Source organism: Chryseobacterium oryctis (assembly GCF_025971925.1).
Lineage (GTDB): Bacteria > Bacteroidota > Bacteroidia > Flavobacteriales > Weeksellaceae > Chryseobacterium > Chryseobacterium oryctis.
In genome coordinates, this window is sequence record NZ_JAPDHV010000001.1 from 538,289 (window position 1) to 559,035 (window position 20,747).

Below are 20,747 nucleotides of genomic sequence, written 5' to 3' on the forward strand. Positions count from 1 at the left end.
TTAATTATATTTTTATCTTGCAATATGAATTATCTGGCTCATTCTTTCCTTACTTTCACCGACGGACAAATTGTCGGGCAATTTTTGGAAGATTTTATACGAAACAAAGACCGCTTTTCTTTCCCGAAAGATATTCAGGACGGTATTACTTTACACAGAGCTATTGATACTTTTACCGACTCTCATCCCGCAATTCATGAAGCGAAAAAAGTTTTTGCTCCTCTGGTAAGATTATATGCAGGAGCTTTTGTAGATGTTGCGATGGATTATTTCGTTGCCAATGATTTTTCTTTAAATTCTTCAGAAAGTTGGAAAGCTCATTCTCTTCATGTCTACAAAGTCTTAAATGAAAATAAAAAATGGTTTCCAGAAAATTTTAAAATCATGCTAAAAAAAATGGAAGAAGATGACTGGTTATACAATTATCGTGAAGATTGGGGAATACAATTTAGCATGAAAAACGTTTTGAACAAGGCAAAATATTTAGAAAAAGAGATTCCTGTTTTTGAAGCGTTTTTGCAAAATAAAGACTTTCTTCAAAAATGTTATGATGATTTTTTTCCGGACCTTTTAGAACACACGAAAGGAATAAACATTCTTCTACAGCTAGAAAATTAATATTGTTGGTACAAATAGCGATTGGGATAAGTTAGTTTTTCACTTTTTCTTTGCCCGTTTACGATGATATGTACAATATTTATTTGGTCATCAAATAAATTGTATAAAAAACTAACAGCCGCTTCCACTTTTTTAGGATTATTAACTATTTCAGATTCTAAAAAGATATTTACAGACTCACTATCTTCCTCATAACCAATATAATTAATTTTCAAGAAGTTATTATTCGTTTTTAATTTAAAATATTCTGCACTATAATTTTTTAACGCATCATTTAATTGCGCTTTATACTTTACATCACTGAAATGAAGAGATTTCGAATATTTCTTATTTAAAGCATTCTCAAGATCATCCAAAAAGAATCTCCCGGTAATTTCAAAAGTTTTTGACGTTGAATTATAATTAACCTCTACAGAACCCACATGATAAGGATGCTTTATTTTCGTAAAAGAAAAAAAGAAAAAAGCAGATAGCAGAAACAACCATAAATTCTTCATAATCTTAATATCGTATTTGAAATTTGTTCCGAAATTAATCATTATTTTCGTAAGCCTTATATTTTTACTATTATGATGCAAGATTTTCTATTTTATTTAAACCTGGGTTGGGAACATATCATATCATTAGATGCGCTCGACCATCAGCTTTTTGTTTTAGCTTTAATTGCAGTTTATTCTTACAGTGATTGGAAAAAAATTCTGATTTTAGTTACCGCATTTACTATTGGTCACTCGATTACTTTAGCTTTAAGCATTTTAGATATTGTCAGAATAAATTCAGCTTGGGTAGAATTTCTGATTCCTTTAACGATCGTTCTTACCTCATTGGATAATATTTTAATGAAAAATAAGAAGCAGACTTTGATGCGGGCAAATTATTATCTCGCTTTAATTTTCGGATTAATCCACGGAATGGGATTTGCCAACACAGCAAGAGTGATGATTGCCAAAAGCCAGAGTATCGCGGTTCCTCTTTTAGGCTTCAATATCGGTCTGGAATTGGGGCAGATAGTTATTGTTATCGCAATATTAATCCTTCTTTTTGTTTTGCTGAATATTTTTAAAGTAAATAAAAAAGATTGGGTATTATTTGTTTCTTCAGGAGTTTTTGCATTATCCTTAAAAATGACTTTGGAAAGAATTCCTTTCTAGGTTGAAACATTTTCAACTTTTCAACTACTTATTATTATATTTGATAATTCTTAAAAAGATTTGGTATGAAATTAAAAGTAACTGCACTTTCAGTTTTATTATATACAGGTATTTCTGCACAAAATATTCAAAATAATCCAGGAAGTAATCACGGAAACAAATTTGAACAGCTGGGAACTATTCTTCCTACTCCCAATATTTACAGAACAGCTTCAGGAGCTCCGGGACAAGGATATTGGCAAAACAGAGCAGATTATGATATTACCGCTTATTTAGATGAGGATAAAAGAAATCTGAAAGGTTCGGAAACAGTTACTTATTATAATAATTCACCTGATGAATTAGATTACATCTGGTTACAATTAGATGAAAACCAGCAATCAAATGTAAAAAATGCGGATTACCAGTTCTCTTCTACCCTTCCGAAAAGCACTACGGATCAAAATTTAAAAGTAACAGAACTCCCTGCAAAAGATAATGGCTATGGTGTAAATCTTGAAAAAGTAACCGATGCTTCAGGAAATCCATTAAAATATACGGTAAACAAAACCATGATGCGTATTGATTTACCAAAAGTTTTAAAGAAAGGAGAAAAATTCATCTTTAAAGTAGATTGGAACTACAACATACCAAACAGAATAGAGAAAGGAGGTCGTGGAGGTTATGAAAACTTCCCGGAAGATGGAAATGATTTGTACACAATGGCTCAATGGTACCCTAGAATGTGTGTTTACAGTGATTTTCAAGGATGGCAAAATCATCAGTTTACAGGAAGAGGAGAATTTGCTTTGCCATTCGGAAATTTTAAAGTGTCAATCAACGTTCCGGCTGACCATGTTGTTGGTGGAACAGGTGAATGTAAAAACTATGAGCAAGTTTTGACTTCAGAACAATTAGCCAGATACAGAAAAGCAGAAAATGCAAATGAACCAATTGAAATTGTAACTCTTGATGAAGCTAAAAAAGCAGAGAAAAATCATTCTAAACAGAGAAAAACATGGGTTTTCCAAGCTAATGATGTAAGAGATTTTGCTTGGACTTCTTCAAGAAAATTTGTCTGGGACGGAATGCGCGTAACCATCCCTGAAAATAATAATAAAGTAATGGCAATGAGTTTCTATTCAAAAGAAGCTTACGGATTATACAGAAAATATTCTACAAAAGCTGTTGCTCATACTATTAAAACCTATTCAGAATTTACAGTTCCTTATCCGTACCCTGTTGCGCAGTCTGTAGAAGCAGCAAACGGGATGGAATACCCTATGATTTGTTTCAACTACGGAAGAACAGAAAAAGACGGAACTTATTCTGAAGGTATCAAAAACGGAATGCTAGGAGTAATTATTCACGAAGTTGGTCATAACTTCTTCCCGATGATTATTAATTCGGATGAAAGACAATGGAGCTGGATGGATGAAGGTCTTAATACATTTGTAGAATATCTTACAGAAGAAAAATGGGATAACAAATTCCCATCAAAAAGAGGTCCGGCCTGGACGATTGTGGATTATATGAAACTTCCAAAAGATCAGCTGGAACCTATCATGACAAATTCTGAAAACATCAATCAGTTTGGTCCAAATGCTTATGCAAAACCTGCAACAGGTCTTAATATTCTTCGTGAAACCATTATGGGAAGAGAACTTTTTGATAAAGCTTTTAAAACATATTCTAAAAGATGGGCTTTCAAACATCCAGAACCTGCAGACTTTTTCAGAACAATGGAAGACGCAAGTGGCGAAGATCTAGACTGGTTTTGGAGAGGTTGGTTCTACGGAACAGACCCTGTAGATATAGCTATTGACAAAGTAACAATTGCAACTCCGGATCTAAATGCAGTTCCAACTCCAAATGAAATAAAATATACTGTTGAAAAACCTATTCAAAATGAGTTTGAAGACATTTCAAAAATAAGAAACAAAGAAGATAAAAACATCGCTTTCGTTGTAGACAAAGATAAAGACCTTCAGGATTTCTATTATCGTTATGACAGAGGGCAGGAAAAAGTTGACACCAATAAAGTTTATTCTTTTAAAATAGATGATAAAGAATCTTTAGACTCAAAAAGTAAAGATAAATTCAAAGACATTACTGCGTATCAAATCGATTTCACCAATAAAGGAGGTTTGGTAATGCCAATCATTCTTGAATTCACGTTTGAAGATGGCACAAAGCTTCGTGATAAATCTTCTGCCCAAATCTGGAGACATAACGAACAAAAAGTTTCAAAAACATTTTATTTTGACAAAAAATTAAAGTCAATTCAGCTTGATCCAATGAGAGAAACGGCAGATATTGATACTTCCAACAATTTCTGGAGTAATGACGGAGCAAGTAATGAGAATTCTAAATTCAAAGTATTTAAACAAAAACAGGAAGGAGCTGTAAGAGGATCTTCAAACGGACAAGTAAACCCGATGCAAGCAGCAGGAAAGAAAAACTAAATTAATGTTCAGAATCAATTTAATCACAAAACAAACTAATTAACCTACATGAAAAAATTTGTAGCTTTACTATTGCTTATTACATCAGCATCATCTTATTTTGCACAATCATTACAATTTTACACAGGCAAAAGAGATTTTTTACCTATCGAAATTCTCATGGAAGACGGAACTACAAAAACTGGCTTCGCTCAGGATTTTATGCTTCCCGATGTCGCAACCTTTAGCTTTTTGACCAAGAGTTCTGAAAAAAGCGCCAATTTAAACAGAAAGGAAGTGAAGTTCAAATCTTTAAAATCTGATGCAACAGTACAACTTATCTCTGTTTCGGATATTAAAAGCTTGATTTATACAAATGAAGACACTCAGGAAAAATTCCAGTTGGATAAACGTATTGTGAAAGAGATCGACAACAATATGGAACTTGAACCTGAGGGAAGAGTATTGATGTTACCACTAATGGAAAAGGGAAAAATCAATCTTTACGGTTATAGAAGTATGTTTTGTAAGGCTGATTTCGGAAATAATTTTGCAGCAGGTTCCAATGCCAATAATGATGATTGCCAATTGCAGCACGTAATGATCTATTTGAGTAAGCCTGACGATAAATTTGCTGTAGCACCAGTAGATTACAACAAGATTACACCGCTGGATTTATTTAATATGAAATCTTTGTACAAGAAATTTTATAAAGCCTACGAGATTGTAGGTGCCGACTGCCCTGAATTTTTGACAAAAGTAGACGAAGCAAGAAAAAACGAATACTTTTCGAACAAAACATTTAAAGAGAACAAAAAAGCCAATGAAGCAGCAAGAAAAGAAGAGATTGCAGGAAAAAAAGGTGCAGCGGCCGCCAAAATAAACATGAAATACAAAACAGATTTGTACATCAATATGTATAAAAAATTACTGAGGGATTACGACAGCTCTTGCCAATAAATTTTAAGTTCACTTACCAAAAGTGAACTTTTTTTCTGCCATTTTTTTAGAGATCGGCTAAAAAATCTGACAAAATTTCAGCATCGACTCCTTGGCATACATTTAGAGAATTTCAAGACAGAAATAATTAAAAAATTAAATATATTATGTCAGTAAACTTTAAACCATTGGCAGACAGAGTTTTGGTAGAACCAATCGCTGCAGAAACTAAAACAGCATCAGGTATTATTATTCCGGACACTGCAAAAGAAAAACCGCAAGAAGGTACTGTTGTGGCAGTAGGTCCAGGTAAAAAAGATGAACCTACAACTGTAAAAGTGGGTGACAAAGTTCTTTATGGAAAATATTCAGGTTCTGAATTAAAACTAGAAGGAAAAGATTATTTAATTGTAAAAGAGGGAGACCTTTTAGGAATCATTGGATAATTTGTAAAAAGTACAGGATATTTTTTCAAAATTAAACATTAAATCAGTCGTACATTATAATTCTACATTGTACAAAAATCAAAAATTATGGCAAAAGAAATAAAATTCGATATTGAATCAAGAGACGCTCTAAAAAGAGGAGTTGATGCATTGGCTAATGCAGTAAAAGTAACTTTAGGTCCAAAAGGTAGAAACGTAGTAATCGAAAAATCTTTCGGTGCACCTCACGTTACTAAAGATGGGGTTTCTGTTGCAAAAGAAATCGAACTTGAAGACAAAGTAGAAAACATGGGAGCACAAATGGTAAAAGAAGTTGCTTCCAAAACCAATGATATTGCAGGAGACGGGACTACTACCGCTACTGTTTTGGCACAGGCTATCGTAAGAGAAGGTCTTAAAAACGTAGCTGCAGGAGCAAACCCAATGGATTTGAAAAGAGGTATCGACAAAGCAGTAACTGCAGTTGTTGAAAACTTGAAATCTCAATCTCAAGCAGTTGGGGATTCTACAGATAAAGTAAAGCAAGTAGCTTCTGTATCTGCTAACAACGACGAAACAATCGGTGCATTAATCGCTGAGGCTTTCGGAAAAGTTGGTAAAGAAGGAGTTATCACAGTAGAAGAAGCTAAAGGTATTGATACAACTGTAGATGTGGTAGAAGGTATGCAGTTTGACAGAGGGTATCAATCACCATATTTCGTGACAAACCCTGAAAAAATGTTGGCTGAACTTGAAAATCCATACATTCTTTTAGTGGAGAAAAAAATCTCTTCTATGAAAGAATTGCTTCCAGTTCTTGAACCAATTGCACAAGGAGGTAAATCTTTGTTAATCATCTCTGAAGAAGTTGAAGGTGAAGCTTTGGCAACTTTAGTGGTAAACAAATTAAGAGGTTCTCTTAAAATCGCTGCTGTAAAAGCGCCAGGTTTCGGAGACAGAAGAAAAGCAATGTTGGAAGATATCGCAATCCTTACAGGTGGTACTGTAATTTCTGAGGAACAAGGATTCACAATGGATAATGTTTCTTTAGATATGCTTGGAACGGCTGAAAAAGTATCTATCGATAAAGACAATACTACTATCGTAAACGGAGGTGGTGATGACAGCAAAATCAAAGGAAGAGTTGCTCAAATCAAAGCTCAGATGGAAACATCTACTTCTGATTATGACAAAGAAAAACTTCAGGAAAGATTGGCTAAATTAGCCGGAGGTGTTGCAGTTCTTTACGTAGGTGCAGCTTCGGAAGTTGAAATGAAGGAGAAAAAAGACAGAGTTGACGATGCTCTTCACGCTACAAGAGCGGCTGTTGAAGAAGGAATCGTTGCAGGAGGTGGAGTTGCTTTAGTAAGAGCTATTTCTTCTCTAGAAAACCTATCCGGTGCAAATGCTGACGAAACAACAGGTATCAAAATCGTAAAAAGAGCTATCGAAGAGCCATTGAGACAAATCGTTGCTAATGCAGGAGGTGAAGGTTCTGTAATCGTTGCTAAAGTTGCAGAAGGAAGCGGAGACTTCGGATACAACGCTAAAACTGACGAGTATGTAAACATGCTTGAAGCAGGTATCATTGACCCTACTAAAGTAACAAGAGTTGCCCTTGAGAATGCAGCTTCAGTTTCAGGAATGCTTTTAACAACTGAATGTGTTATCACTGAAGTGAAAAAAGACGAACCTGCAATGCCAATGGGTGGAGGAATGCCAGGAATGATGTAACAGCGTGTCGCTGAGACAATTTAATATATTAACCGTTCTGATTTTCAGAGCGGTTTTTTTTATTCTGTAGACAGCTTTTTTGTTTATCTCTGATTATTATAATTGCGTTTATCCAAAAACATTTAAAAATAAATCACTGTATCACAATAATTTACATAAAATAAAAATTAAATAAACGCATATTTATATGTTTGATATTAACGCAATGCGTATATTTAGACGTTATACGACATTTTACAACAGCACGTCTATGAAGAATATTTTCATTTTTATTTTAACTATATCATTTTTATTAAGTTGTAAACAAACTGAAAATAAAAGTGCTGAAATTTTAAATAAAGAAAACAAAAGCCTCGAAGAAAAATTTATTCCAAAATATGGGAAATCTTTTTTTGAATTTGATGAAATAGAATATTATCATACTGACATTTCTGAAGATAAAGCAATGGATTTATTAGATACACAAAATAAATCGAAAAATGACAAGTTAAAGTTTGAAATTATTCTTGATGAAAAGCCAACAAATTTGAAAAGTTTAAGTTTTATAAGCAAATTAACTGAAATAGGATTTACGAAATCATCAATTCATAAATCTAAATTTAAAGATATCAAACAAATTTTTACTGAAAAAACTGTTTATGAGAGTTATGCAGCAGCTTGTATTGCTGTTTATAGAGATATATTAGTTTTTAAAAAAGATAAAGAAATTATTGGTTTATGTAAAATTTGTTTTGATTGTCGATTATTCCGAATTGTTGGAACAGATTCAAATACTGAAAATTTTGGTCAAGATGGAGATTTTGAAAAACTTGCGAAATTATTAAAAGAGTAATATAAAAAAAACGTCGTATAACATAGGCTTTGCAAAATGCGGGGTTAAAGTCAATGTTGGACTTATAATTTATTTTAGCCGCAACTGCTTTTCATATTGTTTTTTTTCTTTAATTTAGACAATCTGAAAAAGCATTTGCTTCGTTTACGAATTCTTGAACTTTTAGTTCTTCGAATTCCCGCACTTCGCAAAGCCTTTTTCCGTTAGCTGTAATCTCAAAAATAAGATTCCGTATAATATTTACTCAATAAAAAATGAACAAGTTTTCAAAAATTATTCTAATAATTTTCGGCGTATTAATTTTTGGTTTTATCGTATTTATTGCAATCATTTATTCTGCTTTTAATTTTAATGATATGTGCGGAACTAAACTTATAAAAACAGAATATTCTCCAGATAAAAAATCTAAAATAATTATATTCTCACAGAATTGTGGAGCAATTTCTGATTTTTCAACACAAATAAGTATTGTAGATGTAGATTACAAATTGAAAGAAAATGATATTGGGAATATTTTTAGTGCAGATTCAGATCATCACAAAGCAAAAATGAATGGAGAAATAATTGAATTAAATACAAAATGGAAAAATAATGATACGATTGAAATTGAATATGCTGAAAACTCAAGAATTTTCAAAAATGAAAAAGAAATGAATGGAATTATTATTATGTACAAACAAAATAAATAATCAGAAAGAGACTACAGCTAACATTGTATTGGCAAAATGCGGGTTTAAATTCTAAGTTGAACTACTCTACTTTTTTAGCCGCCAATATTTTCCAATTCCACATTTTTAATTAACTTAGTTCCATTGAAAAAATATTGGCTACTATTGGTCTGAACTTGAACTTTCGTTCAAATTAAGCCCGCACTTCGCCAATACTTTTTCCGTTATCGGTCATTCTATGGGCGACCGTGCTAACATCAACAGACAGACAAAACAGACGAACATTTGTTTATATTTGTATATTCAAATCTATATGATACGCAATAAATTAAATGAAACTTAGAATACACGGAGATAACATAATTGAAAGTGAAAGAGCATTATCCTTAATAGCACTTGCTTACAACGCAAATGTTGTAGCGAAAAGTAAAAACATAATTGTTCCGTCCTACTCTATTCTGAACAAAAACAAAGAAATTTTTGAAGTTGAATTATTAGGAGGACACAACCGTTGGAATGTGAATTTCAATACAGAACTTACAAAGTACGGTGCTCCATTACGAGAAGCTACTGACGCATACATTACCAAAGTTTCCAAAGACAATAAAACCGAAGAACTTTTACTCGCGATTGAATTTTGCAACGCATTACCAGCAGGGAATAACGCTTGGCAGCGGAACGGCAGAGCCGTTACTTGTGCTGAAATCGGAATTCCGTATTTCTACTTTGCCGAAATCGGAGGAGTTGAGTTAGACGGAGATAGAAAGGTAAAAGCTCCTCGTTTCCCAAACCCGATTGTGCCATTTTCTTACATCACTTCTTCCAAATCCTTAAATGTAGTTTGTGTTCCGATTTACGAGCCACACCCTGCAATTACTAACGAACTACGCAAAAAGTTTACGCATATTTTCGGAAAGGAAGCAAGTTTGAATTTGCTAAAATCAATTATTGAGCAAAGTCAAACAACCAAAGCTATGGACGTTCTGATTGAGAAAGGAACAACACTTGTAAAAATCCTTTCGAACGACAGAAAACGAGTTGATACATTTCGGGCATTGGAGTGGGAAGAATTTTTAAAAATTTCATCAGGACAGAAAAAAGCGGAATGGATTAAAAACCACCCGAACAAACAAATTTGGAGAAAAAAGTCATCAGACAAAGTAAAAGTTACAGATACATTCAAAACACTTTTGAAAAAAACGCAGGAACTTAATTTACTTTCAATTGGCGCAAAAGAAATTCCGATTTGTCTTGTAGCGAATGGTAATGTAAAAAAGTTTGCCTCACTTCTAAAAGAAATTTATCCTGCAGATAAAGTCGATGATTTGGCTAACGTAATTGAGAAGAAAAATAAACCCTTAATCATTGTTTGGATTACAGGATTCAAACCAAGAGGAGATGACTCTCGTCCAGACAGAGGACTTGTACCACTTGCAAGAATGTTATTTGGTAATGACATTGATATTTTAACGATTGTTTTTGGACCCGCAGGAAAACAAACATGGAAAACATTCAGCGAAAATCCTACAAAACTTCTAACAAGTAATGGACTTTGGCAAGCTGTTTTGAATTTGAGCAATTATGTTTTAGCCGATAGTGCAACTTCTGAATATGGAGTTTTGGCAAATATTGTAAACAGAAATTTAGAACGAAAAAATGTAAAGGTTGTATTCAGTTCTGCCAAACCAAGCGGAATCTATGGAGAACACGATGTTGATACAGCCATTCATACATTATTTTCAAGACAATTAAGTTCAAATATTTTTGAATCAATGTGCAATCCGCCCGGTGGAGATTGGAGCGGAATTTCGTATTTTGACTTTTCTGATAAAACAGAATATCGCTGGACTTCGTTACCAAGAGTTTCTGAAATAAAAGCAAAACGTCCCGACCATATTATTCAAATTCACACCACAAAAGAAGAAATATTTCTGGTCATTGAATCAAAAAACAAAGCAAAAGATTTAGATGAAAATATAGGTTGGCGATTAACTGAATATGTGAATGTATTATTCAAAATCCCACCAACTGCATACAAGCCAAATAAACAAGATTGGCAATCATTTACAGGTAAAAAATCTCCACTGACAAATGCTGTTACTTATTCAGGTGGCTCATTTATTTACAAAAGTTTGGAAGAAATGAAAAACGAAATGCAAGAGGGAAAATTAGATTTTATTCTTGCTTTCGAGTTCAGAAATGACGGAACTGAAACAATTGGACACCTTTTACTTTCAGACAAAAGCCAATTCTTGAACTCCATTTTTACTGATATTGTTTCGCAATTCAACGGAAGTTTCAAAATTAAAATATACTGATTCGTAAATGGCATCAATACTTGTTTTCATTGATTTTGTAAAAGGAGAATTTCCTGTTTTAATTTCGGTTTTATGTTTGTATAATTCTGTTGGCAACTGATAATCGTATTCACGATTTCCAGCAGTTCCGTCAAAAGTTAAAATCCATTTTGCGCCAACAGAATTTAATCGTTCTAATTCGGCATAAAAATCGTCAAGGTTAAATTCTGTTTTTGTGTAACGGTCTTTAGTTCCACCATAAGGCGGGTCAAGAAATACAAAATCGTTTTTGTCAGCATCTGCCAAAGTTTGGCGATAATCGCAATTCAAAAATTCGACATCACGAATATAATGACTCCATTTTAAAATAACTTCTTTTAATCTATTTGGATTTATACCAGGACGGTTTTTGTGCATTGAATTATTAAATTCTCCGTTTGTATTGTAACGTATCAAGCCGTTTACACAAGTTCGTGTGAGAAATAAAAAATCAAATTCATTCTTTGTATTATTGAAATTATCGCGAACTTCATAATAAACATTGTGTCCTTCATCTTGCAATCTTTCCCAACGATTTTTGTATTCTTCTGCAACTTGTTCAGGATTGTTTTTTATCTGATTCCATAGCTTTACCAATTCGGGAATTATATCGCTTGCAACTGCATTTGGTATTTGACGAAAAGGCAACATTGCACCACCGCCAATAAACGGCTCAATATATCTTTTTTGATTTGCAATGTGTCGACTCAACTCGGGAGCAACATATCTTTTACTTCCCGACCATTTGATAACAGGCTCAACAATATTTTTGGGTTTAATAATCATACAAATAGTTGGCTTTTAATTTTACTTTCTTCAAACAACAATCTTTCTTTGGCAAGTTCAAAATATTCTTCGTTGGTTTCAAATCCAACAGCTTGCATTCCGTATTTCATTCCTGCAATCATTTCTGTTCCCGAACCTGCAAACGGAACAAGCAATTTACCACCTTTAATTCCTGAAATCATCAACAATCTTTCCGATACTCTAAGCGGTTTTTGTGTTGGGTGCGTTCCAAAACTTAATTCATCTTTGCTTTTGTTGTTAGGAATATCCCAAACGGTTCTAAGTTGTTTATCAGCTTCTTTCATATTATCGCCTTCAAACTTTGCTCGTTTTACATCATCATAATTGAAATTGTATTTTCGTTGCTTTTCACCACCTGTATGAACCCACAAAATAGTTTCATGACTTGCCGTTAATCGTCTTGCCGACAAATTCGGAAACGCATTGCGTTTATACCAAGTTACTTCATTGATAATTTCTAAACCTAATAATTGACAAAGCACATTCACAAAACCCGAATTGTGATAAGTTGCATGAATCCAAATTGAACCTGTTGGCTTTACTAATCTTTTTAATTGTGTAAGCCATTGATGAGTGCTTTTAAAAATATCGTTTCCTGTAAGCAAATCCCATTCTTCATTGTTCAATTTCCAATTTCCACCAAAACCATTTATTTTTTTATCACTTTCATAGTTCCATTTGGCAGAAGTTGCCGCACCATACGGAGGGTCACAAATTGCCAAATCAAAAGAGTTTTCAGGCAAAGCCGACAAGCCTTGTATAGCATCTTCCAAATGCAACTCAAAATTATCTGTAATCAGTTTTTTCATTTCTTAATATATGGTGTTATTTGCTCCATTACTAAATTGACAGCCTCATAAGTTGTGTCATTTACTCCGTATTCTTTAATAATTCTTTCAGCAGTTGCTTTAATTTTCAAATCAGTTTCAGCAACTTTGTAATGCTTGGCTAACTTTTTTATTTGTTCGGCTGTTGGTAATCTTTCGCCTCTTTCCAACTTGCTCAACAAAGGCGAGTCAATATCTGTTCCAACTGAAACTTGATGCAAGGTTTGACCTTTACCCTTTCGGAGTTCCCTTAAATATTGACCTAATTCGGAGTTTAAGATTTTCATTTTGCAAATTTACGACTTGTCAAGATTTGACAAAAATAAACAAATATTCTGAACTGACAAAGAAAAATTACAAAAAAGTTATTAACAGTAATCACGACAAAAAGCAATAAACTCAACGACCGAAAGAAGAACGACCGATAACATGGTATTGCCAAAAGCGGGGCTGAATGGCTAAGTTGAAAGTTTGTGCATTTATTCCGCCAAAAACGAATTTTATTCGTTTTTTATTTTTAAATTTAACTCATAAAAATTCGTTTTGGCTCGCCTCGGTGCAAAATCGAAACTATAGGCTTCGATTTCCCCGCCTTCGGCAATACCTAAAACGTTCTTGTGACATCTCCCTTCGGTCGCTGTCGCAAGAACAATTGGCTCGACTTCGTCGAATGTTTTACGAAACGACCGAACGGTCGCCTCGCAGAACATTCGCCTTTGCAAAAATTTTTTCTTCAAGAGCAAAGCTCTCTCTAAAAAACTTCGCAAAGCCGAGCCAATCGTTAGCTGTAATTTCAGAAAACCATGCATAAATTAAATATTTTTCTATTTTTCTTACTATTATCATTTAAAGCTTTTGCTCAAGCATATAATAATGATTGTAGTGATTTTATAAAAAATGAAAAGATAAAATTGCAAAATTTCACAACTAAAGAATCTCAAAATCAAGAAAAATTTCACTTGTTAAGAAATACAATTTTCAACCAAATTACAAAAGAAGATTTACCATTGGTTGATCTTAAAGTTTCAGTAGTCTCTGATATTTATGCCAATGATGTAATTAAGGATTGTAAATCGACTTCAACTTTACATTCAGATAAAATGTCCTTTTTAGACAGTATTTTTTGGAATGATAATACATTTGAATTTTTGAGAAAAAAGTATCAAAAAAATATTATCCCGATAATAAATTATGGTTCAGGAATATATATTACAGAAGAAAATAGAAAGAGTTTCAATCTTGATTATATGCAAAATTTTTCAAAAATGTTTTCTGAGAGAGATAATTCTGAAATATATTATTTTCCGAGGAGTAAAAATTCTAAAAAATTACCGAACCTCAATGGGAATTTCCAAAGAATTGTGATTAATTTTGGAAGGTATGAAAGAGAAGATTTAGTTCTTATTGAGACAATATCTTCTGTTGGAAACAAAATAACAAGAATATCGAAAACTTATCGTTATGAAAATAACAAATGGTTAAAGATTGAGTGTTTGAAAATAGTAAATTCCTCAAAGGTAAAATGTTAAAGAAACTACAGCTAACATTGTATTGGCAAAATGCGGGGAGAAGTGCAAAATTGAAAAGCAGATTTTCTATTCCGCCAATATTTTCCAATTCCACATTTTTGATTAACTTAATTACATTGAAAAAGTATTGGCAGAAATTTTAAAAACTCACATTATGTTATGCAAAGAACAATTTCAACTTTTCTATTCTTTATGGTAGTTTCTAGTCAGTTATTGGCACAAGCACCAAATTCGGCTCCCAAAAGTGATAAAAGTTTATATTCCAATAATCAAATATTGACAATGGAAGATATGGTTTTTAATAATTCTATTACCCCAATAAAAAAGGTACCATTGGACACATGCTCTATTCTAATTTATGATTTGGACGGAAAACTTATTTCTTACAATTTGAATACGGAAAAAATTAATTGGAAGGCACAAGCAACCGATTCAGACAGGACAATGTCTGGAAATAAACTGACAATTAAGGACGGAATTGTTTATGTTCCTTTCATTAACGGGGAAATTTATGCACTTAATAACCAAACAGGCAAAGCATTTTGGAAAACGCGTTTAGGTAATATCAAAAAAGGAATTATCATTAAAAGTCAAATCCCGACAATCGTTGATAACCAACTTTTCATAACTACTCAAAACGACAATAGCAACATTTATGCACTTGACATTAATGACGGAGGATTGATTTGGAATTATAAATTAGATTATCCTTATAATCACATTCCTATTTTGTTTTTTAACAACATGGTATTCACACAAAGCGCCCCTTATTTTTATAGTTTTGATGCCAAAACAGGAAAAGCACTGTACAAAAGAGTGTTCAATAAAGCGATGTATGGAAAACCCATAACCGACAATAAAAATGTTTTTATTTCAGACGAGAGCAGGACTTTATATGCAATGAACCCAAATAATTTGGATATTCTTTGGCAATATGAATTGCCTGAAAATCAATACAATATTAAAGAGCGGATTTTTTGTCATAACAACAATATTTACTTCGGAACAAAAGGAAGTGGAAAAACAGCTGTTTATTCTCTAAAATCAGAAAATGGAATATTAAACTGGAAAACAGAATTTAACAATGAAAAAATTGAATACATAACAGAGAATAATGGCTTTTTGTGGGGTTATACTGAAAAAGGTGTGATATTCAAATTAGACTTAATAACAGGAAAAAAAATGGAGGAATTTCAACTAACAAATATTCCTGTTTCAAACATTGAATTTAAAAACGAAACTTTTTTGCTTTATTATTGTGAAGCAGGATTAATTGAGTTTGATGTACCGAATAAAAAAGAAAAATATCTGTATATGAGAAGTTCTATTGACAGTGGAGACGCTTTTATAAAGTTGATACGATAAATAATAAAACTTCTGCTAACAAGGGTTTGACACAATGACGGGTTAAGGCAAAATTTAAAGTTTCGGCTTTCTATTCCGCAAAAAGCCAATTATATTGACTTTTTTCTTAAATTTATTCAATTAATTGGCTTTTGCTTACCGTGTCGCTAAATTGAAACTTTTCGCTTCAATTTCCGCCACTGACGCCAAGCCCCGAAACATTAGCTGTAATTTCACAAAAACACCGTCAATGAACGAAAAAATTCCTGAAACAGAAATTGAATTAGAAGATTGGATGAAGAAAAATTGCTATAATTTTGATAGTTATTCAGTTAACGGAAATTTTATTTGGGAAGGTTATGGAATTGACAAAAATGGACCTTTATATTATTGGTATTACACAGAACACGGACAAAAAAATAATCTTGAAATTTTTAGAAGTGAAAAGGAAATTATTGAATTTGCTTTTACACAAATAAGTTCTGATAAATGGGCAAAAACACATTGTATTGGTTTCACTTTAGACGAACATAAATCTAGTAAACTTTCAGAAATACTGAAAAAACAAAAAATTGATTTTATCCAAGATAAAATTCCTTTTTATGCGGATAAACCAGCTTTCAGAACATTTGTTTTAGGTTGCGATATAAAACAATCTGAATATTTAAAAACTGAATTTTATGAAGAACTAAAATAATAAAAAAGAAACTACAGCTAACAGTGTATTGGCAAAATGCGGGGTTAAATTCTAAGTTGAACTACTCTACTTTTTCAGCCGCCAATATTTTTTCCGTTAGCTGCAAGCATATCTCAATAATCAGCAAAATTTATGAAACATATTTTATTAGTTTTTTTTTACAATAATTTCCTCTCAAATATATTGTCAAAATAAAGTAAAATCCGAAAAAGATATCTATTCATTAATCGATTTAAATGTTCAAAATTTATTGAGAAATTCTGGAGCAACTTCCGCTTCTATCGGCGTTGTAAAAAATGGAAAACTCTACATAAAACATTACGGCGAAATTGATAAAGGAAAAGGAAATAAACCTAACAATGAAACTTATTATGAGATAGCTTCAGTTACAAAAATAATTACCGGAACTTTATTAGCAAATGCAGTTTTAGAAGGCAAAGTAAAATTGAATGATGATATTCGAGTTTACTTAAAAGATTCTTATCCAAACTTACAATACAACGAAATTCCTATTCGAATTAAAGATTTAATTTCCTTTGAATCTGCACTTCCCAGAAGTTTGCCAGATGAAACTTCAATTTGGAATGTGAAACGAGATGAAAATGTATTTTTATCCGCAAAAATAAATAAGGAATATTCAAGACAATCTTTTTTATCAGATTTGAAAAGAGTAAAATTAGATACAATCCCAGGAACAAAATATAATTATAGTAATCTTAGTCTTGAATTAACAGGTTATATGCTAGAAAACATATATCATAAAGATTTCCAACAATTAACAAAAGAAAATTTCTTATATCCTTTGGCAATGAATCATACAAAATTTGATTTAGATAAAAATGAGGTTCTTGCTAATGGTTATAATGAGAAAAATGTTTTGATGCCACATTTTGAAAATAATTTGTGGGGAGCAACTGGAAAATTAAAATCCACAATGGATGATTTGACAAAACTATTACAATATGAACTTTCAGATTCTAAATTAGTAACAGAATCACAAAGAAATGTTAATCAGAGCAATACACATTGGTTTGGATATTTTTGGGATAGATGGGAAATCACGGACAAAGGAAAGTTTGGATATAAACATGGAGGAGCATATGGAACTCAAACTCTTTTTACAGTTTTTCCAGAAATAAATTTAGGTATTTGCATAGTCGTAAATATAGGTGCTGAAAACACTTTTTACAATTTACAATCTACAGTTTTAAATCTTGCAGAAGATTTAACTAACCAAAACACTCAGAATATATATGGTTACAGATTCAAAGGGAACAATGTAGTTTTCTCATATATTCACGACAAAAAATTAGATTCAAAACTTATTTCTTCTATTTCTGTTGCTGGAAACTTCAACGATTGGAATCCTGATAATCCAAAGTACCAACTCGTAAGAAAGAGCAAAAATAAATTTGAAATAACATTACCAAAAACGGATTTTGAGAAAGGAAAAACTTACCTATTCAAATTTGTAATCAATAAAGAAAGCTGGCTTTCACCGCCAAAGAATTCAATAAATACAGACAAAGCAGAAGATAATCATTTGACTTTCAAAATTGACTAAAATTATGCCTACAGCTAACATAGTATTGGCAAAATGCGGGGAGTAGAGCAAAATTGAAAAGCAGATTTTCCATTCCGCTCATGCTTTTCAATTCTGCAATTTTTTGTAAGTTAGCAGTATTGAAAAAGCATTCGCTTCGTTTGGTCGTTCTTGAACTTTCAGTTCTTCGAAAACCCGCACTTCGCCAATACTTTTTCCGTTATGGGCAACGGCAGGACATCCCATACCAACCGACAGACACCCGACAACAACACAAAAAAAAAATAAAAAAGCCCACCACACAGGAAAATTTTAAAATCCGTAAAAACTATACAACTATCCCGAATTTGTATTAACACACACTTGCTTTCTCGGCTGACCTTTGCATTATTAAAATTTTAAAACGTAAAGTTATGACAGCACAAGAAGCATTTGACTATTTAGACCCACAGGCTTGGGCAACTACTTCGGCAGTTGAAAAACTATCTTTAATAGAAGAAGTTCAAAAAAATTTAAGCAAGTATGCCGACCAACTTGCAGATGCCGATATTAAAATGAAAAACGACTTAATCGGCACAAACATCTACACCAAAGGTTTTGGATTAGGAGCAACGGCATCACCAATTGCAGGCGTTCTTATGGCAAGCCACCATTTGTATGAAAAGCTGGCAAATGGCGAGCTGTTAGAACCTGTGAACATTACAAAATTGGAAAACGGAATTACTGCCATTCAAACTTACCCTATTTTTCCGAAAGACAAAATTGTAGCGGGAAAACAAAAAGGCTACCTGTATGTGAAAGGCGAACCTAAACAAACTAACCCGCTCAACAAGCCCGCAGGTGTGATTGCTGTTTCGGGTGCAGGTAATTACAGTTCTTCGGTGGAAATGGTAAAAGCATTATTCTTTGAAAACAAAGCCGTCATTCACAAGCCACATCAAAACAATGCGGAATCTGATAAGGTTTGGGCAAAAATTTTCAAGCCACTTATAGACCGAAAAGCGTTAGCATTTATTGAACCCGAAGAATCAAGAGCAATGACAGGTTTAGAAGGCTTGCACGCCATTTACTTTACAGGTTCATCAGGCGTTGCACACACTATTCAAAAAAATGCAAAAGCACCGTTAGTTTCGGAATGTGGCGGAAACAATCCGCTATTGATTATTCCGGGCGACAGACTTTGGACAGACAAAGAAATAAAGCATCAGGCATTACAGGTAGTTTCTGTTGGTAAGATGAATGGTGGTGCGGTTTGTGGCAGGGTTCAAACTATTGTTACATCTAAAAATTGGACACAAAGAGAACAATTTTTAAATGCTGTTCGCAAAGCCATTGCCGAAGACACTTATGCTGTTGGAACGTATTATCAAGGTGTTGAAGAAACGAAAAAAGCATTTTTGGCAAACCAACCTACTGCTGAAGTTTTAAAAGTAGAAAGCGGAAAATATCCTACTACCGATGTTGTTTTTATTCCCAATCTGAAAGAAGATGATTTTGCAGTAAAAAATGAAGCGTTTTGTCAAATCTTTTCAGAAATCGCATTAGACACCAAAAACGAGGTTGATGATTACCTGACAAAAGCCACCGCATTTTGCAATGAAAAATTATTGGGAACATTGGGTTGTATGATTGCAGTAGATAACGACACGATGAAAAACCACGAAGCCCGTATTCACAAAGCTATCAATGAACTAAACTATGGCGGTATTGCTGTAAATACCATTCCGCCAAATGTTTTTATGAATGCTTATTTGACTTGGGGCGGTTGTAACGAAAGCAAAGAAGATTTTGTTTCAGGCGTTGGAAATTTCGGAAATGCGCACAACTATGAAAACGTAATCAAATCCGTCTTGATTGATGATTTCAACAATCAGGCAATGTTGATGACGAACAAAAAACTAATGGAGCATTTGTTTACCAACGCAACACATTTTGCTATCAGCAACAGTTGGGGAAGTTTTGCAAAAATGGCAGGGCAAATGGTTGTGGACGGAATGAAGAAAAAAGATTTTTAATCATTTTAAAACAAAATAATTCACTTTAAAAAAGACAAAACAATGACTAATACAATTTTAATAACAGGTTGCAGTAGCGGTATTGGGCGTATGACTGCAAAGTATTTTCAAGAAAAAGGTTGGAACGTAATTGCAACTGTTCGCAAATTTTCTGACAGCGATGCAGAACTAACAGACTTGGGAAATGTGTTGGTAACAGAGTTAGATGTTACCAAAGAAGACACCATTAAAAAATCCGTAGAACAAGGCGTTGCCAAGTTTGGAAAAATTGATGTGTTGCTAAACAATGCAGGTTACGGTTCTTACGGAATTTTGGAAGCCACACCCGAACATAAAATCCGTATGCAGTTTGAAGTAAATGTAATCGGGTTGTTATTAATGACTAAAAATATCATTCCTGTAATGCGTAAACAAGGAAATGGTATCATCATCAACATTTCTTCAATGGGTGGTAAAGTAACTTTCCCAATGGGAACTTTATATCACGGTTCTAAATTTGCCGTTGAAGGATTGAGCGAAGCATTATCGTATGAGTTGGCAGAAATCGGTATCAAAGTAAAAATGATAGAACCGGGCGTTATCAATACCAACTTTGCAACAAGTTCTTTTGATTTGAATATTGACCCTGCATTAACCGAATATCAGGATTTTACAGGCAAGGTGCTTAAAGCCTTTGAAGCAGGTGCAAATGGAAGCGAACCTGTTTTGGTAGCAGAAACCATTTACAAAGCGGCTACCGATAACACAAACCAACTGCGTTATATAGCAGGACCTGATGCGGAACAAATTATTGCGGCACGCAAACAAATGAACGACCCTGAATATTTAGCACTCATTCGTTCACAATATGGTTTATGAT

General features: G+C 33.2%; 20 protein-coding genes. 15 read left to right on the forward strand and 5 right to left on the reverse strand.

Annotation, left to right across the window (positions count from 1 at the left end; genetic code table 11):
* The first annotated feature begins 24 nt into the window (after positions 1-24).
* The gene (locus OH806_RS02560; RefSeq protein WP_264742110.1) at positions 25-618 is read left to right on the forward strand and encodes an acyl carrier protein phosphodiesterase; all 594 of its coding nucleotides are present in this window, start codon (positions 25-27) and stop codon (positions 616-618) included.
* Here OH806_RS02560 and OH806_RS02565 read toward each other — a convergent pair.
* Entirely contained in the window at positions 615-1,115 is a 501-nt protein-coding gene (locus OH806_RS02565) for a DUF6702 family protein (RefSeq protein WP_264742111.1), read from the reverse strand. The genes OH806_RS02560 and OH806_RS02565 overlap by 4 nt on opposite strands.
* 75 nt (positions 1,116-1,190) lie before the next feature.
* Here OH806_RS02565 and OH806_RS02570 point away from each other — a divergent pair, with 75 nt between their 5' ends.
* The 8 genes from OH806_RS02570 to OH806_RS02605 all read left to right on the forward strand — a co-directional run bounded on the left by OH806_RS02570 (position 1,191) and on the right by OH806_RS02605 (position 11,108).
* Positions 1,191-1,769, forward strand: coding sequence for a HupE/UreJ family protein (locus tag OH806_RS02570; protein WP_264742327.1), 579 nt, complete (start codon positions 1,191-1,193; stop codon positions 1,767-1,769).
* A 65-nt stretch (positions 1,770-1,834) separates the two neighbouring features.
* A complete protein-coding gene (locus OH806_RS02575) occupies positions 1,835-4,213 on the forward strand; it encodes a M1 family metallopeptidase (RefSeq protein ID WP_264742112.1) in 2,379 nt (792 codons plus the stop codon).
* Between the two features lie 48 nt (positions 4,214-4,261).
* The gene (locus OH806_RS02580; RefSeq protein ID WP_264742113.1) at positions 4,262-5,152 is read left to right on the forward strand and encodes a hypothetical protein; all 891 of its coding nucleotides are present in this window, start codon (positions 4,262-4,264) and stop codon (positions 5,150-5,152) included.
* Positions 5,153-5,298: 146 nt separating this feature from the next.
* Positions 5,299-5,577, forward strand: coding sequence for a co-chaperone GroES (locus OH806_RS02585; protein ID WP_039369684.1), 279 nt, complete (start codon positions 5,299-5,301; stop codon positions 5,575-5,577).
* An 87-nt stretch (positions 5,578-5,664) separates the two neighbouring features.
* Positions 5,665-7,290 carry a chaperonin GroEL gene (groL, locus tag OH806_RS02590; protein WP_264742114.1) on the forward strand — a complete coding sequence of 542 codons (1,626 nt, stop codon included), beginning with the start codon at positions 5,665-5,667 and terminating at the stop codon, positions 7,288-7,290.
* A gap of 250 nt (positions 7,291-7,540) precedes the next feature.
* Complete coding sequence (locus OH806_RS02595) at positions 7,541-8,122, forward strand: hypothetical protein (protein ID WP_264742115.1); 582 nt, start codon at positions 7,541-7,543, stop codon at positions 8,120-8,122.
* Positions 8,123-8,376: 254 nt separating this feature from the next.
* Positions 8,377-8,811 carry a DUF5412 family protein gene (locus OH806_RS02600; RefSeq protein WP_264742116.1) on the forward strand — a complete coding sequence of 145 codons (435 nt, stop codon included), beginning with the start codon at positions 8,377-8,379 and terminating at the stop codon, positions 8,809-8,811.
* 311 nt (positions 8,812-9,122) lie between these two features.
* On the forward strand, positions 9,123-11,108 hold the full coding sequence (locus tag OH806_RS02605; RefSeq protein WP_264742117.1) for a hypothetical protein: 1,986 nt from the start codon (positions 9,123-9,125) through the stop codon (positions 11,106-11,108).
* Here OH806_RS02605 and OH806_RS02610 read toward each other — a convergent pair.
* The 4 genes from OH806_RS02610 to OH806_RS02625 all read right to left on the reverse strand — a co-directional run bounded on the left by OH806_RS02610 (position 11,025) and on the right by OH806_RS02625 (position 13,606).
* The gene (locus OH806_RS02610) at positions 11,025-11,912 is read right to left on the reverse strand and encodes a DNA adenine methylase (protein WP_264742118.1); all 888 of its coding nucleotides are present in this window, start codon (positions 11,910-11,912) and stop codon (positions 11,025-11,027) included. The genes OH806_RS02605 and OH806_RS02610 overlap by 84 nt on opposite strands.
* Positions 11,909-12,742, reverse strand: a complete 834-nt coding sequence (locus OH806_RS02615; protein ID WP_264742119.1) for a DNA-methyltransferase — start codon at positions 12,740-12,742, stop codon at positions 11,909-11,911. The genes OH806_RS02610 and OH806_RS02615 overlap by 4 nt, the downstream gene beginning before the upstream one ends.
* Positions 12,739-13,047, reverse strand: a complete 309-nt coding sequence (locus OH806_RS02620; protein WP_264742120.1) for a helix-turn-helix domain-containing protein — start codon at positions 13,045-13,047, stop codon at positions 12,739-12,741. Before OH806_RS02620 ends, OH806_RS02615 begins: the two co-directional genes overlap by 4 nt.
* 388 nt (positions 13,048-13,435) lie before the next feature.
* Positions 13,436-13,606, reverse strand: coding sequence for a hypothetical protein (locus tag OH806_RS02625; RefSeq protein WP_264742121.1), 171 nt, complete (start codon positions 13,604-13,606; stop codon positions 13,436-13,438).
* 65 nt (positions 13,607-13,671) lie between these two features.
* Here OH806_RS02625 and OH806_RS02630 point away from each other — a divergent pair, with 65 nt between their 5' ends.
* The 6 genes from OH806_RS02630 (at position 13,672) to OH806_RS02655 (ending at position 20,746) form a co-directional block, all read left to right on the forward strand.
* Positions 13,672-14,289 (forward strand): hypothetical protein, encoded by a 618-nt coding sequence (locus OH806_RS02630; RefSeq protein ID WP_264742122.1) that lies wholly within the window; start codon positions 13,672-13,674, stop codon positions 14,287-14,289.
* A 159-nt stretch (positions 14,290-14,448) separates the two neighbouring features.
* Positions 14,449-15,654 carry an outer membrane protein assembly factor BamB family protein gene (locus OH806_RS02635; protein ID WP_264742123.1) on the forward strand — a complete coding sequence of 402 codons (1,206 nt, stop codon included), beginning with the start codon at positions 14,449-14,451 and terminating at the stop codon, positions 15,652-15,654.
* Positions 15,655-15,883: 229 nt separating this feature from the next.
* Positions 15,884-16,330 (forward strand): hypothetical protein, encoded by a 447-nt coding sequence (locus OH806_RS02640; RefSeq protein ID WP_264742124.1) that lies wholly within the window; start codon positions 15,884-15,886, stop codon positions 16,328-16,330.
* 226 nt (positions 16,331-16,556) lie between these two features.
* Positions 16,557-17,894 (forward strand): serine hydrolase, encoded by a 1,338-nt coding sequence (locus OH806_RS02645; protein ID WP_264742328.1) that lies wholly within the window; start codon positions 16,557-16,559, stop codon positions 17,892-17,894.
* A gap of 392 nt (positions 17,895-18,286) precedes the next feature.
* Positions 18,287-19,888 (forward strand): aldehyde dehydrogenase family protein, encoded by a 1,602-nt coding sequence (locus OH806_RS02650; protein WP_264742125.1) that lies wholly within the window; start codon positions 18,287-18,289, stop codon positions 19,886-19,888.
* 42 nt (positions 19,889-19,930) lie between these two features.
* A complete protein-coding gene (locus OH806_RS02655; RefSeq protein ID WP_264742126.1) occupies positions 19,931-20,746 on the forward strand; it encodes an SDR family oxidoreductase in 816 nt (271 codons plus the stop codon).
* Position 20,747 lies beyond the last annotated feature (1 nt).

Coding starts and splice junctions, on each gene's coding strand:
- OH806_RS02570 (WP_264742327.1), top strand. CDS start 1,191: ATGCAAGATTTTCTATTTTATTTAAACCTGGGTTGGGAACATATCATA.
- OH806_RS02600 (WP_264742116.1), top strand. CDS start 8,377: ATGAACAAGTTTTCAAAAATTATTCTAATAATTTTCGGCGTATTAATT.
- OH806_RS02610 (WP_264742118.1), bottom strand. CDS start 11,912: ATGATTATTAAACCCAAAAATATTGTTGAGCCTGTTATCAAATGGTCG.
- OH806_RS02635 (WP_264742123.1), top strand. CDS start 14,449: ATGCAAAGAACAATTTCAACTTTTCTATTCTTTATGGTAGTTTCTAGT.
- OH806_RS02650 (WP_264742125.1), top strand. CDS start 18,287: ATGACAGCACAAGAAGCATTTGACTATTTAGACCCACAGGCTTGGGCA.
- groL (WP_264742114.1), top strand. CDS start 5,665: ATGGCAAAAGAAATAAAATTCGATATTGAATCAAGAGACGCTCTAAAA.
- OH806_RS02560 (WP_264742110.1), top strand. CDS start 25: ATGAATTATCTGGCTCATTCTTTCCTTACTTTCACCGACGGACAAATT.
- OH806_RS02575 (WP_264742112.1), top strand. CDS start 1,835: ATGAAATTAAAAGTAACTGCACTTTCAGTTTTATTATATACAGGTATT.
- OH806_RS02620 (WP_264742120.1), bottom strand. CDS start 13,047: ATGAAAATCTTAAACTCCGAATTAGGTCAATATTTAAGGGAACTCCGA.
- OH806_RS02615 (WP_264742119.1), bottom strand. CDS start 12,742: ATGAAAAAACTGATTACAGATAATTTTGAGTTGCATTTGGAAGATGCT.
- OH806_RS02585 (WP_039369684.1), top strand. CDS start 5,299: ATGTCAGTAAACTTTAAACCATTGGCAGACAGAGTTTTGGTAGAACCA.
- OH806_RS02580 (WP_264742113.1), top strand. CDS start 4,262: ATGAAAAAATTTGTAGCTTTACTATTGCTTATTACATCAGCATCATCT.
- OH806_RS02595 (WP_264742115.1), top strand. CDS start 7,541: ATGAAGAATATTTTCATTTTTATTTTAACTATATCATTTTTATTAAGT.
- OH806_RS02655 (WP_264742126.1), top strand. CDS start 19,931: ATGACTAATACAATTTTAATAACAGGTTGCAGTAGCGGTATTGGGCGT.
- OH806_RS02625 (WP_264742121.1), bottom strand. CDS start 13,606: ATGATAATAGTAAGAAAAATAGAAAAATATTTAATTTATGCATGGTTT.
- OH806_RS02605 (WP_264742117.1), top strand. CDS start 9,123: ATGAAACTTAGAATACACGGAGATAACATAATTGAAAGTGAAAGAGCA.
- OH806_RS02565 (WP_264742111.1), bottom strand. CDS start 1,115: ATGAAGAATTTATGGTTGTTTCTGCTATCTGCTTTTTTCTTTTTTTCT.
- OH806_RS02640 (WP_264742124.1), top strand. CDS start 15,884: ATGAACGAAAAAATTCCTGAAACAGAAATTGAATTAGAAGATTGGATG.